Genomic DNA, 15,363 nt, shown 5'->3' with positions numbered 1-15,363 from the left:
CGGCATCCTGCGCACGAGGTTCGGCGGCCGAAGCGCGCAGTGTCGGAGCAAGATCTGGAGACAATCCTGATTGCATCGGACCAAAGCAATGGCTGCGCCAGGCGGTTGCCCTCGCTAGAACGGAGATCGGCATGTCATTGCGGCACAAGGCGCGGCATGACGGCGAAATTGGGATAGTTGTTGTAGGCGGTGGTGCCGCTTGGCTTCACGCTGCGCGACTCGAAAAGATTCCAGGCCTCGTGTGCTTTGGGCACGGCACTATCGGCGGCGGCGGCCAGCCCGGTCTGCAAATTCGCCGGATAACCCGTTGCCGAGTTTGGGTATCCATGCATCTTGCCAGCTTGCCACGGTTGCTTCTCCAGCGTTCCCATGGCGGTCACCATGGCCGGCGAATTGCAGGCCAGTCCGACTAGACTCGGGAACGTCGCTGCGTATATGGCACTGTGTGAGGGCAGGTAGGTCTTCCCAGTGGGATCGGTAACCACCAGCGTGTAGGCGGAAGCTTCCAGCCAGCAATAGCCCTGGGTTGGATTGGCTTGCCAGTCCGTCATCAAACCGATCTCGAACTTCGCCAACCAGTCGCGCAGCTCCGCGGCTCCCGCAAAACCGAGCTCCGCCGCGTGGCCTGCCGACCAAGTGAAGAAGCTGTGCATCCATGGCGCCATCGCGTTTCGGGTGCCACCTTGCATGCTGTAGCTGTGGCCACTGTCCAGCAGCCCCAGCGGATTGGCGTTCGGATTGTTGGTGTACTTCTGGTTCCAGTCTGCCAGCGAGTTCTCCACATCCGCTTTGAACTCGGCTTTCAAGGGGTAGTCATCGGGCAACAGCCACGCCGCATCCGCCATCTGGCGCAGCGTCCATGCCTTGCCACGCACTTGACTATGACTTTTGTCGATCAATCCCCTCGCATAATCGCGATACTCCGCGCCTGACCAGATTTCGTTGAGCGAGGCCGCAAACGCCAGCTCGGACATGTAGTAGTACGAACCGGTCACCATGTATGGCACGTAGGACTGTGCCGGCTGGTGCGCGTTGTCCCACAGGTTCGGGTTACCCGTCCCATATGAGGTCGATGTGCAATTCGTCACCACGGTGTTGTTCACGCAGGTTGGCAGCAGATCCCGCCGGTAGGCAGCAACCTTGTCCCGGTGGGCCGCAGACCCTGTCAACGCCTGCTTTGCAACGCCATTTGCGTAGGTCCAGCCCACTGTCGTGACGTTAGGATGTTGCTGGATGCTGACTGGCCAGCCGGTCGCCTGGTCCCGGTAATGGATGCCATAGGCGCCGAGCGCATCTGTGTTGGCCAGCATCCAGTTGTAGGCCCGCACATCCGGGTCGACGATGTACACGCTGGTCCAGCGCGGCAGTGGCCCAATCGCTGCCTGTGCCCCGGTCATATGCATCTTCTGGGTCTGATCACAGTGGTCCAGCGGCGCGCAGGTCTGGCGCAAACTGGCCAAAAACTTCTCGTCAGGCTGCAGTGGCATGTAGCGGGACACTGCCTTGCTCGCCTGAATGTATCCGGTGTCCTGCTGCAAATAGACTTGTGGCTGGACATGGTTCCACCACAGTACCTGGTGCCAGCGCGTGTAGGCGTACTGTGTCAGTGCGGGGCTGGTGTAGCTGGCACTCCCCGACGTCAGGGTTGCCGTGTACTGTGGCTGCGCCTGTGGCGAAAACGCATCGGAGTTCTCGACGATGATGTCGGTGCGCACCAGCCCGACACTGCCTGGTACCGTTCCCGCATATGCGCGGACTGCAAAGTAGATCTGCAGGCTGGGGTTGGTGGTGCCGTCGGAAGCCGTCACCGGGCCGTTCACTACCCACTCGCTCGCCAGCGGACCCGACAGCCACACATTGCAGTGGCGGTTCCACGGCTTGCATGCATTCGTGTTGTTGGCCGTCTGCAACAGTGCGCGGGCATTTGCGGCGTATCTGCGGCCGCCGATGTCGAGCGATACGTCGGCGTCGTAGTTTGTCGCAAGCAGTTGCGACAAGCTGATGGGCTGGTCCTGTCCGGTCACCGTTGGCGATGGGCTTGTGGAAAGCGTCAGTGGCAACGTTGCATTGCCCGGCAGTGCCGGAACCATCGCCGTCAGCACCGCGTGGCGCAAGCTGCCGTCGGGATGAGTAGCTTTGCTGTCCACCTGCAAGGCTACCGGCTGCCCATTGAGGGTGGCGGTAACCGTGACGGTCCTGCCCCGGGGTATGTCGCCAGCCTTGAAGACCTGGCCGAAAGTGACGGGAACATGGGTCTGCGCCTGCGCGACTGTGCTGATCACGTTGTCTGTCACAACCATTCCCGCTCGCGCCGGCGCCGCGTCGAGCATCAGCACGCAGCTTGCGCACCCGCACAGCATCTTCACAGCGGCTTGGCCAACCCAGCTGCCTTGGTTGAAGCGTCCGGCTTGCTCGCTTATATGCATGGGATTGTGATCCTGCCACCTTATGATGCCGCTCCGGATGTCCCGGTGCTGGCCGCATTCGAGTCAGGCCGCCTCGACATATGCGGCCTGTGGCTGACGATGTGGTTGCCCCCACGATGTCGCCGATCCGGGCGAGGATATACATGATTTTGCGTCACCGTGATGTGAGTTGCCGTTGAGAAAGTCGCTCCCCGGACCGGATCGCAAGTGGTTCGAGGCTGCCTTCCAGTCATGAATCGGCATCGCCCATTCCTTGCCGATGCTGCGCAGGCTCATGTTGCCTCACGCCTGCTTTGGCCCATCGTGTCTCCGGATCAGGCAGCAGTGGCCTGATCGCGACCGGTTTGCACAAAATCCGGGACACGCGCCTCAAGCCAAGGTGCCGCTTCAGCTGCCGCTTTCGCCTGGTCGAACTGCGGCGGCGACTGGCGCGCGTCGTGATCCTGTGCAAGCCTTGGTCAGGGCCTAGTTGCGCGCCGTCGACAATTTTCATGGCTGAGTGTTGTCGCCAATCAGGATTCGCAATGAAATGACGATACTTGTCCTGCAGATCGTGATCCTGTGCCTGGTGGCCGCGGCCATCGTGCTCTGGGCGTTTTATTTCCCGTACCCGTCGCCGCTGATACGGCGCTGGCTTCCGCCGCGCAAGCGCTGGCCGGAAACGCAGATCCGCACATGGCTGAAGCGGGGGGAATTTCAGCGTGCGTTTCTGCGCCACTTTTACAGTGATCCGGAGCGCATCGCGCCTCCCGGCAACGCCATGCTGGCTCCGGCAGACGGGCTGGTGACCGGTGCGCAGGTACAAGGCGGAGTGCGCTATCTGGTGATTGCGCTCAGTTTCTGGGACATGCATGTGCAGCGCAGCCCGGTGTCCGGTCGGGTGCTCGCCGTGGAGTCGCACGGCGACGGCTTCATGGACGGGGAGGGAAGGGAGTTTGCTTTTCTGCGCGAGAAATCCTGCCCGGTGCAAAAGCGTCTGGTGATTGGGACGGGCGCCGGGCAAGTTGCGGTGCGCTTGATTACCAGCCTGGCGGCGCGGCGTATCGAGACCTGGGTCCAGGAGGGCGAGGAGATCAAGCGCGGCCAGCGGATCGGCCGGATCCTGCTGGGAAGCACGGTGGTGCTCGAGCTGCCGGCTGCGGTGAACCTGCTGGTGCATACGGGCGATCGCGTCTGGGCCGGCGAAACGGCGGTTGCAGAAGGCGCGACCTGCCCATGAATGACTTTCTGTGGTCGTCCGGTCATCTGGGTTGGGGCGTTTTTGCGCTTGCCGTTTTCACCGGCCTATGGTGGTTGCTGAGCGATCTGTACTGGCGCCTGCAAAACATCCGGATCAGCCGGCTTCTGGTTACGCTGGCCATCGGCTGGGCTATCGGGGCCGGGCTGATTCTCCTCGGCTTTCGTATCGAGTAAGAGTGCGAGGCCGCCGATAGCTTGCACCTACTTGGCGCTGGCGCCGGTCAACTCGCGATACAACTTCTCCGCGGCCGGCTTGCCCTGGAAATCGGCACCGGATTTTTGCAGCGCCACCAGCGTGCTTCGCGCGCCGGCATGGTCGCCGGTGCGCGCCTGGGCCACGGCCAGGTGATACTGGATCGCCGGTGCCTTGGGCGCTGCCTTGGCCGCTTGCAGCAGGATCGGCAGCGCGGTCCTTGGCTGGTTGTGCGCGACCAGCGCCCAGGCATAGGTGTCCGCAATGCCCGGCGAGCCAGACGCCAGTTTGTAGGCTCGCTCCGCCAGTGCCAGCGCCTTGGGATTGTTTTGCTCCGTGTAAATCCAGGCGAGGTTGTTGAGTGCGTCGATGCTGGACGGATCGGTCTTCAACACCTGCTCGTACTGCGCGGCAGCCAGCGCGTTCTGCGTGTGCTTCAGGTAGTAGTCGGCCAACAGCAGGTGGGTGGCGTTGTCGTCCGGATGTTTGGCCAACCAGTCGCGCAGTACGCCTTCTGGAGCGTTGGCGCCGCTTTCGTTCAGCGCGAGGAAGCTCTTGACCACCAGTGGCCGGTCGTACTGCAGCTTCAGTCCTTGCTGGTAGGCCTGGGCGGCTTCGCGATAGGACTTGTTCGCCATGTACAAGTCGCCTTCCAGCGTGAAGCCCGCTGCCTTGGTGGCAGGTTGCTTCTGCAGCATTTGCGCGAGCGCAGTGGCGCCCGCCAGATCATGGTCCTGCGATTTCAGCAGCGCCCGTAGGACCACCGCCGTCACTTGGCCCGGATCGGCCTTGATCACCGCATCAAGATTGCCTGCGGCAGCCTTCGTATCCTTGCCGAGGATCTGTGCACGCGCCAGATTGGTGCGGTACAACGGCACCTGCGGCGCGAAGTTCACGGCTTGCTGCAGCACTTTCAACGCTTCGCCGTGATGGCCGGCATTGAGTTCCGCCGCCCCGAGGGCATTGAGTGCCGCCGGGTTGTCGGGGCTGGCAGCTACCAGCTGTTTGGCCGTGCTCACTGCTTCGTCGTATTTGCCGTCTTCGCCGTATAGCACCACCAGTGCGATATACGCGGTGGGGGACTTCGGCGCCGTGTCGATGGCCTGCTTGAATCGCTTGGCGGCTTCCGCCCTGTCACCCTGCAGCGCGGCGAGCTGGCCGAGCGCGGTCATCGCCGCCACGTTGCGCGGGTCCTTTCTCAATACCGTTGCGTAGCGGCTGGCAGCAGCTTCGTGATGGCCCTCCAGTGAATCCAGGCCACCCAAGCTCAGGAGCGCGGCAAGATTTTCCGGGTCCAGCTTCAAGGCCTCGGCGTACTGGGCGCGTGCTTCGGGGCGCCGACTGGCCGCGACCAGCGCGGTTCCGTACAGCAGGCGCGCGGCGCTGTCGCGCGGATTGCTGGACGCATAGGCGGCCGCCACCTTGACCGCTTCGGCCGGGCGTTGCTCGCGCACGTAGGCCATGACCAGCAGGCTGTTGCGCCGCGCCTCGGTGGAGCTACTGCCCGCAGGAATATCCTGCAGCAGGTTGATCGCTTCCGCTTCATTTCCGCCCGCGATGGCGTTGCCGGCGCGTGCAAACAGGGTGTCGGACGGAGTGCCTGCACTGGTTGCGGCGGCTACCGTCCCCGGTGAACGGGCATTCGTGGCGGCAGATTTCTGCAACAGCGCCAGCAGCTCGGCGTCGGACGGTGCGCCCGCTACGGCCGGTCGAAGCATGTCCAGCGCCTGGCGCGAGCGGCCTTCACGGTAGAGCGTGAGCGCCAGCAACTTGCGCACATTGACGTTTTTCTGGTCCATGCCCATGGCGTTGCTGAGGTACATTTCCGCCTGGCTGTAGTTGCCTTGCGCGTAGTTGACCGCGCCCATGAGCAGTTGCGCCTGGGCGTTGTCCGGGGACACCTTGAGCACCTGCTGAAGCTCGGAAACGGCGTCGTCCAGATGACCCTGCTTGTACAGCACCACGGCGCGCAGGTAGTGCAGGTACGGGTGCTGCGGCAACATTTTTTCCAGCGTCTGGATGTTGGCCAGCGCCTTGTCGAACTGGCTTTGCTGCGCCTGTGCGTTGGCCAGCCGGGCCAAGGCGTAGAAGCGCTCTTGCGGCAGCCAGTCGGGGTTCTTGAAGCCCATCACCTTCTGGTAATCCGCTTCGGCACCGGCGAAATCGGCGTTGTCGAACGCCAGATCGCCCTTCGTCACCCAGACCTGCGGATTGTCTGGCGCGGCGGCCAATGCCTGCTGCACGTACTTGCCGGCGGCATCCGGATCGCCGGCGATGACCGCCAACTGGGCCAGTCCCACCAGCGCACCCGGGTTCTTCGGGTCCCCCGACAGCACGGCCATGTACGCCTGCCGGGCCTGGTCGAACTGCCTGAGTCCGCGATAGGCGTCGCCCCGCAGCACGGCTACACGCGCTTTGGTGGCGGCCTCGTAGGGCTTGTCGGGAGTCAGGGTTGCGAGTAACTGGTCGTATTGGCGTGTCATCAGCAGCGCCCGGCCCATGGGTACCGCCCAACGTTCTGCCGGCACCCCGTTCGCCTCGGCGTTCTGCAGTTCGCTCAGGGCGTCCTTTGGATTGCCGAGCATCAGCGAAGCTTGCCCGAGCAGCAGCCAGGCCTCGCCGTTCTTGGCATCGCGTTGCAGGACCTTCTTGGCCTCGATGTACGCCGCGCGATATTCCCCGTTGGCCTGGTATCTGGCGCCGGCCTCGACGCTGCCGTGTCGGCTGCCAAGGCCGCAGCCGCCCAGTGACAAGGCGGCGCACAACAGCGCCAGGGCGCAACGAACGACCCGCGTGTTCAACCTGATCAAGCGCATATCGTCACCCTCAGTTCGCCACGCGCGGCGCGCGGGGTCAATCTGCATCGGCAGGCTTTTTCAAGCCATGCTTGTCCAGAAGATCGTAGAGCGTCGGGCGGCTGATCCCGAGCAGGCCCGCGACATGCGAGAGGTTGCCGCCAGCCTGGGTCAGGGCCCGCTGGATCGCCCGTTTTTCGGCATCGTTTCGTACCTGGCGCAGGTCCAGAATATCACTGCCGGCCGCGCCAAGACGCAGCTCTTCCAGGTCGATCTGCTTCCCGTCCGCCATGATGACGGCGCTGTTGACGGCGTTCTCCAGCTCGCGCACGTTGCCGCGCCACGGACACGCCTCGATGGCCCTGAGCGCCTTGGCAGTAAAGCCATGGACTGCGCGGCCGTGGCGGCTGGCCGCCTGCTCGAGAAAATGCCGTGCCAGGGGCGCTATGTCGCCGGCGCGTTCACGCAGCGGCGGGAGCCGGATGGTCACTTCGCTGACGCGGTAGAACAGATCCTCGCGGAAGCGCCCTGCGCTGATCAGCGCGGGCAGGTCCTGGTGCGTCGCGCAGATGATGCGCACATCCACCGGAATCAGTTCGCGGCCGCCGATGCGCTCGACCACCCGCTCCTCCAGAAACCGCAGCAGTTTGGCCTGCAGCGCAAACGGCATGTCGCCGATCTCGTCGAGCAGCAGGGTGCCGTTGACGGCCAGTTCGATCTTGCCCCTGGTCTGCTTGTGCGCACCGGTGTAGGCGCCTTTTTCGTGGCCGAACAGCTCGGCTTCCAGCAGGGTTTCAGGAATGGCCGCGCAGTTGATTGCCACGAACGGCCCGTCGCGCCGCGTACTCAGGCGGTGCACCGCACGCGCGAACACCTCCTTGCCGGTGCCGGTCTCGCCGAGCAGCAGGACGGTGGCGCTGGAAGGGCTGACCTTCTCGATCAGCCGGTAGGCGTCGAGCATGGCTTCACTGCTGCCGATGATGCCTTCGAGCACCGTGGACGACTGGCTTCTGAGCTTGCGGTTCTCGGCCTCCAGCTCATGCACCCGGAAGGCGCGATCCACGATCAGGCGCAGGACTTCCAGTTCCAGTGGCTTGGAGCAGAAATCGTAGGCGCCGCAGCCGATGGACTTGACCGCGTTGCCACGGTCGCCGTTGCCGGTGACCACGACGATCTTGGTGTGCGGTGCGTCCTGCAGGATTTCCGCGATCGTGGCGAAGCCCTCGGTGGTACCGGTGGCGTCGGGAGGCAAGCCCAGGTCCTGCAGCACCACCGCCGGTTCATGGCGGCGCAGCAGGGCGAGCGCGGTCGGCCGATCACCGGCCATGACCACGTCGTAATCCTCGAAGCTCCAGCGCAGCTGGCGCTGCAGGCCGACATCGTCCTCGACGATCAACAGGCAGCGCTGCTTCTGACTCATGGCGCGGCCTGCGGCTTGCCGGTCACCACGGCGGCCCCGGCGGGTTCGGCCAGCGGCAGCTGGATCGTGAATACGCTGCCTTGGCCGGGGGTGCTGTCCACACGCATCGTTCCACCCAATGAGTGCACGTAAGCGCGAGCCTGATAGGCGCCGATGCCCATGCCCTTGCTGGCCTTGGTGGTGAAGAACGGCTTGAATAACCGGTTGTGGATGAAATCCTCGTCCATGCCTGCTCCGTCATCCTCGATTTCAATGGTGGCATGCCCGGTTTCGTGCCTGACTCTCAGCGTGACATGGCCGTGGGCCTGCGCTGCATCCTGGGCGTTGCGGATCACGTGCCCGAGCACGGTGGCCAGCTGATCGGTATCTGTCTGCACCCACAGCTCATCCGTGGCCGGCAGGTACTGCGGCCGTGGCGACTGCGCGTGGCACTCGTCGAGCGCCTTGTCGAGCACCGCCGCCAGTGGCACGCGGCCGTGTCTGGCCGGCGCTGCATCGCCGCGCAACTGCTCGAGCAGGCGCGAGATGCGCTGTACCGAATTGGCTACGGTCGCGAGCATGTCATCCACGAACGCCGGGTTGTGCCGGTGGCGCTCGGCGTTCTGCAGCAGCAACGATTGCTGGGCCGCGAGGTTCTTGAGGTCATGCATCAGGAACGCGGTGAGCCGGTTGAAGCCTTCGAACTGGCGCGCCTCGGCAAGGCGCCGGGCATCGACCGCCTGCGCCAGGATACCGGCCACCTGGCTGCCGGCTGCCCGCAGCAGGTCGATGTCCTCCCAATCGAACGCGCGACGCGCGCGTGCATGCGCCAGCACCACGAAACCGACGAGCCGGTCTTCCAGCACCAGTGGCACCAGCAGCCAGGCGTGCGGCAGGCCGGTCAATTCGGCCGGCGCCCGCAGTTGTTCGTCGCCCAGCGGCGGCGGTTCGCTCAAGTCGTAAATCCACCGGCGCGTCTGCATGAGCCCGAACGCCGGCACGCTGGCCGGAAGCTTCAGGCCGGCTGGCGTTGGCATGTTCCAGCGCGCTTCCGCCACGAAGTCGTCGGCGTCGTCGCGCGTGAACAGGGCGCCGGCCGGGCTGTCCATGATCTGCGCGATCGCGTGCACCGCGCGCTGCGGCAACTCCGTGTCGCCGGCGGACAGTGTCGCGGTCAGGCGCAGCCATTCCTCTCGATAGTCGTGGCGGAAGCTGAAGAAGTTCTTGTGCAGGAATACCCGCAGACGCGAGCGCGCCTGGCCGGAGAATGCGATCAACAGCACCAGCAACAGCGCGAAGCAGACCAGCGTGATTTCCGCCACCCGGCCCCAGTCGCCCCCGTACAAGCGCACGTAATAACCGCCGATCGCCGTGGCGATGATGTACAGCGCGACCACCAGCAGGCTGGTGGAATAGAACACCGCGCGTCGCGACACCCCCACATCCAGCGACCACTGCGGGTTGCGCGCCGCCGCCACCAGCAACAGCGGCACCAGCAGGGCATCGATGAAGCCGCGCGCCGCCCATGCGCTGGCGTTGAACTGCCGGTAGAGCACCGCGTAGGAATACAGGAAGATGCCGTAGGCGAACAGCAGGCCGAGCGCGATCACCAGAAACTTGAGCGCCCAGCGTTGTTCCCGTTGCACGTTGCGGTAGATCTGTTCGAGGAACACCAATCCGGTGAGGGCGAGCACCAGTACGCCGACCAGCGGTACGTTGACACTGAACGGCAACCCGGCTGCCTGCGCCAAACCCGTCAGCGGCCCCAGGCAGTAGAGCGCGAGCACGACCCAGAGTGCATGCGCGACGACGTGCAGGCCACGCAGCATGCCGGACATCGGCCAGGTGCTGAACAGGGCGCTTACGAAGACGATCCAGGCGCCGTAGTGCAGAACCTCGGCCAGCAGTATCCAGTGGACCGCCACCGTGCGCTGCCACTCGGCGTAAGCCAGAAACACGCCCCACAGGATCGAGATCATCGTGGCCAGGACCAGCAAGGCCCCGGTGCGCTGACCGCGCCAACCGGCGCCCAGCAGTGCCGTACCGACGAGAAACGCGGCGGCGGCGGTCAGGTAACTGGCGATGATGATGACGTGCATATCTGGACGATCCCCGACGTGCAACGCGGTTGTCTGCGCTCAATCGGGCATATGTCCGCTCCCGGATTCAGGCATTGCCCCGCGTACGCTGGTGGGCGGTTGCGGGAACTGCTGTTGCTTCGGCGACGTGGGGCGGTGCGCGCAGCAGGCGACGGCGAATGTCGGCCGCAACGCGTGCCGCGGTATGTCCGTCCCAGAGTCGGGGCTTGCGTCCCTGCGGCCAGCGGCCGGCGAGAATCTCGTCCACCGCCGGTACCAGCCCGGCGGCAGTCACCAACCGGTTGGTGCCCTCCGTGATCGTGATGGGCCGCTCGGTCGTGGTGCGCAGTGTCAGGCAGGGTATGCCGAGATAGGTGGTTTCCTCCTGGATGCCGCCCGAATCCGTGATGGCCAGGTGCGCACCGCAGACCAGGTTCATGAAATCCACGTAACCGAGCGGCTCGATGACTTGCAGGTTGGGCGCGTCGGCCAGTTTCGAGCACAGGCCGAAGGCTTCCAGATTCTTGCGGGTGCGCGGGTGCACCGGAAACACCAGCGGCAATCTGGCCGCCATGCGGATCAGTTGGTCGACCAGCGCCGTGAGCGGCGTGGGCGTGTCCACGTTGGAGGGGCGGTGCAGGGTCACCACCGCGTATGCATGGTTCTCCAGCCCGAGTCGGCGCCGCTCCCCACTGGCGTCGATGCGCTCACGCATGAGTTCGTAGGAATCGATCATGATGTTGCCGACGCGGGTGATCTTTTCCGGTGGCACGCCTTCGGCGGCGAGGTGTTCGTCCGCGTCCGGCGACGGCGTCCACAGGATGTCCGCCAGCGTGTCGGTCACCAGCCGGTTGATTTCCTCGGGCATCCGGCGATCGCCGCTGCGCAACCCGGCCTCCAGGTGCGCGATCGGAATGTGCAGCTTCGCGCCGACCAGGGCGCAGGCCATCGTTGAATTGACGTCTCCGACCACCACGACCAGGTCCGGCCGATCCGCAGCGCAGGCCTCTTCGTAGGCGAGCATCACGTCGGCGGTCTGTTTCGCGTGGCTGCCGCTGCCCACGCCCAGGTGCAGGTCCGGCGGCGGCAACTTCAGGTCACGGAAAAAAGCCTCCGACATGTTCTGGTCGTAATGCTGGCCGGTGTGTACCAGTCGCAGGCGGCACCACGGCTGTTCGTGCAGCACGTGGAACAGCGGCGCGACCTTCATGAAATTGGGTCGCGCGGCGGCGATCAAATCAATCCTGAGCCGCTGCATGACGGGACACCCCCCGGTTCCGTGGTGGCTTGAGTGTAGCAAGACGTTGCCGCATGCCGGCGTGGTTTTGCGTGAGTAAACCGGCTTGCTTGCGGGTATCTGCATTTGCGCGTTGTTCGGCGTTCACGCCGTCGTAACTTCGCCGCTGGCGGGTCGAGTCCATCGGGGAGATTCCCCTGTATCGGGTCATGCGGGAAAACCAAAAAGTGACTCGCCAATGGGCCCCTTACCGGCGCATGAAACGGCGGCGCGCCACGGACAGGAGCAAGCGTTGCAGCGGATTGTTGTTGCCCCCCGGTCGCCACGTGCGGGCGAGCTTGTTGCGGTAGGCATCGAAGTGCAGGCCGTGGGGCGCCGCGAGTACCTTGCCCCTGCCCAGCAGGATCTTCAGCGCCTGGGTGCCGGCTATCCCGGCGCAGATTTCGCAGGCCATGGGCGTCGATGGTCCCCGATGGTTGACCAGGTCCACCGCCGACGGGTCGACCAGATAGCCTTGATGCAGCACGGCGGGCGCCAAGCCCACCATGAAGCGCAGCAATTGCTCGTCGAGTGTTTTCCCTTCCAGCCGGAAATACTCTTCGAATGTCATCTGCCCCGGCAGGAACACCAGTACCGCGGCGCCCATGCCCAACGGCGCCGCGGTGATCGCCGGAATGCCGCGCTCGGCGCACAGGGCAAACAGCCTGGCGCGGATATCGAGCACGAAAAAATCCAGTCCGTCGACGTACAGATCCACCCCCGACAGGAACTGCTCCATGTTGTCGACGGTGACGCCGCCGGGGAACTTGTTGATGTCCAGATCCGGATTGATGTCCCGCGCCATCCGGGATACCACGTCGACCTTGGGCTGGCCCACAGTCGACAGGAACGCCCCGGCCTGGCGGTTGAAATTTTCCGTGCCGAATCGGTCGAGATCGGCGAGGTTGAACGACTGGATGCCGAGTCGGGTCAGGGTCAGCAGATGGCTGCCGCCAACGCCGCCGAGTCCGGCGATCGCCACGCGCCTGGAGCGAAGCTTCGCCTGCTCGGCCCTGGTGATCCAGCCGATCGTCCGGCTGAATGCCGTGGCGTAGTCGAACGGCCCAGTTGTGTCCGGTGCATCAGACATCATGAGGCATCTGCCCTCGGCATGATTGCGTAAAGCCGTTGCCAAGCCATTACGGTAACACCAGCTCGCTTGGAAACATTGCCGGGCGCCGGGCTGCGGCGTTGGTTGGACAAATTAGGGAATGACCGAGCCGGGAGGTGGTGCCGGTCAGGTGGTCCCGAACCACCCCATGGCTTGGTTTTGCGGCTCAAATGGCGGTCGCCGCTTGAAGGACAACTCGCTACGCGGCCAGCCAACCGGTTCAACGCAAACGTACGGACAATGGCGCCGCTTCGCGAGAAGCGGCGCCATCAATCGTTAAACCGCATGCATGAAGTGCGTGCTCTATACGCGCCCTTCAGTCTCTTTGCGGCGCCGCCCGACAAGCAAGCCCAAGAAGGCCAAGCCAAGGCCCAGCAGGCCCATCTCGTTCGGCTCGGGTACTGTGGACCTGCCGACCAAACTACCGTTGCCCTCGATCGGATAGCTGCAGATGAGACTCAAGTTGGTAGTGACGGTTGAGCAGTTGCTAGACGGGAAGAAACTAAACGACGAAGCGAGGTTGAAATCCGCAAAACCGCCGATGCCGTCAGCAATGCTGTTGGTGTTGACAAAGAACTTCGCCGGGCCTCCCGTCGCATCGACCAAGCCGAATCCGCCGGAGCCTGCCGTCGGAGCGCTGATGGTGCCGTTAACCATGGCGTAAAGCTGCGCGGAGGGATCTGCAAAGCCCGCACGCGGAGCGGTATGGCCGATCAAGGTCAGCCACGGCGTACCGCCGACCGAGGTGGGGTTACCAAAGTCGAAGCTACCGGCAGCCTGCGTGTAAAATTGGAAGCTTCCCATGTTGAACGCGACTTGGTTGCCGATGATGCTTTTTACCGTGTAGGTGAACGTGAAGGTGAGGTCGCAACCCGTGCAAAAGCTGTTGACTCCGTTGATCGAGCCGATCTGCCCGTAGCCGTGCAGCATGTCGCCCACTATCGAAACCGGCGTTTCGCGGAGATTGAGCGACTGAAATGTCAGGTCGAACTGATTGCTGCTATCCCAGTGGACGCCGTTCACGTTGATGGGCGTCGCCAGCGTCGACCCACTCCATGCACCCAGCGCCAGCGCGCATGCGAGTGCGACTCCGATGCTTTTCTTCTTCAACATGATTTTTCCTCCATCGAGAACCAACCCAGACAATCGCAACGGCTGTGGCGCCCCGATTGACGTTGCCCTGCAGGGTTCTCAAAGCAACAGGCATGCCATGGATATAACATGCTGTTTTTTATTTAGTTATTTATTCAGAGCTGGCGAGTTCACTCAATATTTGTAAGACATTCCGGCGCTGTGCCGCGCCAGCCCATGCACAAGGCTACGTGTGCTTCAACCAGATGTCTCCGCCATCGTGTCGTCGGCGTCCGCCTCATCAGCATGGCTTTAACTTCTTGAATAAAAACGGGTTTAAGTAGCAAGCCGTCCCTTGGGGCCTACCGCCGAACCAGTTTCTCGGCTGTTCCGCCGGGTGTCCGTGCAGCCCGGCATGACTGTAACAATTTGTTTCAGTTACAGTTTATTCGGTGGTGCCGACTGCAAGCCGCGTTTGTAAAGGATTTCGACACAGGCATGTCCGTTGCCCTCGGGATGTGAAACCCGAGGGCAACGGAAGACGCGGCCGGCGTGTTTTTGTTTCGACGCCCCATCGCCGGGTGCCTGCGGCAGGCCGTAGCGGATGGCGAGGAACAAGGTCGCGCAGTGCCTGAGGCCATCGCGCACAAACGCATATCGCGCGTGGCCCCTATGGGAAAGCGCCGAAACTTGCGGGCGCTCGCCGCCCACTACGATCACGCGGTGCGGATTGCGCATGGCCAAGCCGCAGGAACACGAGGCCGTACCCCGGCGCGCGCAGGTCGTGCAGGGCCGAGCCCAGGCGCGAGAGCGTCTGCTGAAAGGCCGGCTCGACGGGTACGAACGCCAGGCTGAGAACTCCCGCCGCCGCATACGGCTGGACCGACAGCCCATCGAGGGTGGCCTGAAGCCACACGCGCTGCAAGGCGCGGCCACCGGCGAGTACATCGGATCGCGCCGTGGACGGAATGACGAGCAGACAGAGTCCCGGCGACAGCCGGATGGGCAGCCAGGCCGAGCGCCACCCTAGGACCGACGCCGCGCCCAGCCGATTGAGCACGCTCATCACCGCGGGGCGACGCATCGCCTGAAAGGCCGGGCGCAACGGTGGCTCCACGGCGAGTGTCATTGGGGCCAGGCCTTCCTCGCAGGTGGTGTGCCAGCCAGCGGCAAAGCGGATACTCGAAAACAGTTCCGCGTGCAGCGTCGGGCTCTTGAAACGCAGCGTCTCGGCCTGCCTGATGACGCTTCGTGCGGCATTTCGCTCACGCGCTGTCTGTGGCCACCAGAGCCGCTGTCCTGGAATCAGCCGGGCTTGGGCGTCCAGGCGCGCCTGGGTAGCGGTGGTGATCGGGCCGCGCCAAGGGAAACGGCGATCGGTGTGACGCTGCTCGATGGCAGCAGCCAGCGGCTCGGGGAGGGCGCGCTCCCGGTCGCGGCGCCAACGGATGCGCGCGACCCACAGCTCGTCGTCGGGTTGCGGGAAGGGCTGCAGGTCCGCCACATAACCTAGCGACCCGGCGTGGATGATCATGTTTTCCAGGCACGCGCCGGCGGCCAGGTCACTGAGGACATATCGGGTATCGGATACGTGGCCGCTACGGCTCGCGTCGATTCGGAGGTCCAGGTCGTCGCCGCGCCATTCGAAACGCCACGGCTGCGAATTATCTGCCGAGGGCGCGGCGATGCCTGCACAAAGAATGCCAGTTTTCGTATACCGGTCCACGGTTCGCGTCTGTCCCGATATGGCAACTGATTTCGGCCGATTACGGTTT

The 15,363-nt window shown here is 64.0% G+C and carries 10 protein-coding genes; 2 read left to right on the top strand and 8 right to left on the bottom strand.

Annotated features, from left to right (window positions below):
* Window positions 1-134: 134 nt before the first annotated feature.
* A complete protein-coding gene (locus tag RHOOR92_RS0115580) occupies window positions 135-2,426 on the bottom strand; it encodes a hypothetical protein (RefSeq protein WP_081491647.1) in 2,292 nt (763 codons plus the stop codon).
* A gap of 529 nt (window positions 2,427-2,955) precedes the next feature.
* Between RHOOR92_RS0115580 and RHOOR92_RS0115575 the strand changes: the two genes are divergently transcribed.
* Together RHOOR92_RS0115575 and RHOOR92_RS0115570 are read left to right on the top strand one after the other, a co-directional pair.
* Complete coding sequence (locus RHOOR92_RS0115575; RefSeq protein WP_007511440.1) at window positions 2,956-3,645, top strand: phosphatidylserine decarboxylase; 690 nt, start codon at window positions 2,956-2,958, stop codon at window positions 3,643-3,645.
* On the top strand, window positions 3,642-3,839 hold the full coding sequence (locus RHOOR92_RS0115570) for a hypothetical protein (protein ID WP_007511439.1): 198 nt from the start codon (window positions 3,642-3,644) through the stop codon (window positions 3,837-3,839). Before RHOOR92_RS0115575 ends, RHOOR92_RS0115570 begins: the two co-directional genes overlap by 4 nt.
* A 27-nt stretch (window positions 3,840-3,866) precedes the next feature.
* Here RHOOR92_RS0115570 and prsT read toward each other — a convergent pair whose 3' ends face one another.
* From prsT to RHOOR92_RS0115535, 7 genes are all read right to left on the bottom strand, one after another.
* The gene (gene prsT, locus RHOOR92_RS0115565) at window positions 3,867-6,722 is read right to left on the bottom strand and encodes an XrtA/PEP-CTERM system TPR-repeat protein PrsT (protein WP_231378411.1); all 2,856 of its coding nucleotides are present in this window, start codon (window positions 6,720-6,722) and stop codon (window positions 3,867-3,869) included.
* Window positions 6,712-8,073, bottom strand: coding sequence for a PEP-CTERM-box response regulator transcription factor (gene prsR, locus RHOOR92_RS0115560; protein ID WP_027490667.1), 1,362 nt, complete (start codon window positions 8,071-8,073; stop codon window positions 6,712-6,714). Before prsR ends, prsT begins: the two co-directional genes overlap by 11 nt.
* Window positions 8,070-10,151, bottom strand: a complete 2,082-nt coding sequence (gene prsK / locus RHOOR92_RS0115555) for an XrtA/PEP-CTERM system histidine kinase PrsK (protein WP_015448555.1) — start codon at window positions 10,149-10,151, stop codon at window positions 8,070-8,072. Before prsK ends, prsR begins: the two co-directional genes overlap by 4 nt.
* A 67-nt stretch (window positions 10,152-10,218) precedes the next feature.
* Window positions 10,219-11,493, bottom strand: a complete 1,275-nt coding sequence (gene wecB, locus RHOOR92_RS0115550; protein WP_231378410.1) for a UDP-N-acetylglucosamine 2-epimerase (non-hydrolyzing) — start codon at window positions 11,491-11,493, stop codon at window positions 10,219-10,221.
* Between the two features lie 121 nt (window positions 11,494-11,614).
* On the bottom strand, window positions 11,615-12,541 hold the full coding sequence (locus RHOOR92_RS0115545; protein ID WP_231378409.1) for a ThiF family adenylyltransferase: 927 nt from the start codon (window positions 12,539-12,541) through the stop codon (window positions 11,615-11,617).
* Between the two features lie 279 nt (window positions 12,542-12,820).
* Window positions 12,821-13,630 carry a PEP-CTERM sorting domain-containing protein gene (locus RHOOR92_RS0115540; protein ID WP_027490665.1) on the bottom strand — a complete coding sequence of 270 codons (810 nt, stop codon included), beginning with the start codon at window positions 13,628-13,630 and terminating at the stop codon, window positions 12,821-12,823.
* Between the two features lie 628 nt (window positions 13,631-14,258).
* Complete coding sequence (locus tag RHOOR92_RS0115535; RefSeq protein WP_027490664.1) at window positions 14,259-15,314, bottom strand: hypothetical protein; 1,056 nt, start codon at window positions 15,312-15,314, stop codon at window positions 14,259-14,261.
* Window positions 15,315-15,363 lie beyond the last annotated feature (49 nt).

The organism is Rhodanobacter sp. OR92, from assembly GCF_000427545.1.
In the GTDB taxonomy this organism is placed as follows: domain Bacteria; phylum Pseudomonadota; class Gammaproteobacteria; order Xanthomonadales; family Rhodanobacteraceae; genus Rhodanobacter; species Rhodanobacter denitrificans.
The sequence above is the reverse complement of the archived record's forward strand: the minus strand, read 5'-3'. Positions and strand labels throughout refer to the sequence as shown.

Bases quoted from the DNA above. Each gene is read 5' to 3' on its own strand.
- RHOOR92_RS0115580 (WP_081491647.1), bottom strand. From the start codon at position 2,426: ATGCATATAAGCGAGCAAGCCGGACGCTTCAACCAAGGCAGCTGGGTT.
- RHOOR92_RS0115575 (WP_007511440.1), top strand. From the start codon at position 2,956: ATGACGATACTTGTCCTGCAGATCGTGATCCTGTGCCTGGTGGCCGCG.
- RHOOR92_RS0115570 (WP_007511439.1), top strand. From the start codon at position 3,642: ATGAATGACTTTCTGTGGTCGTCCGGTCATCTGGGTTGGGGCGTTTTT.
- prsT (WP_231378411.1), bottom strand. From the start codon at position 6,722: ATGCAGATTGACCCCGCGCGCCGCGCGTGGCGAACTGAGGGTGACGAT.
- prsR (WP_027490667.1), bottom strand. From the start codon at position 8,073: ATGAGTCAGAAGCAGCGCTGCCTGTTGATCGTCGAGGACGATGTCGGC.
- prsK (WP_015448555.1), bottom strand. From the start codon at position 10,151: ATGCACGTCATCATCATCGCCAGTTACCTGACCGCCGCCGCCGCGTTT.
- wecB (WP_231378410.1), bottom strand. From the start codon at position 11,493: ATGCAGATACCCGCAAGCAAGCCGGTTTACTCACGCAAAACCACGCCG.
- RHOOR92_RS0115540 (WP_027490665.1), bottom strand. From the start codon at position 13,630: ATGTTGAAGAAGAAAAGCATCGGAGTCGCACTCGCATGCGCGCTGGCG.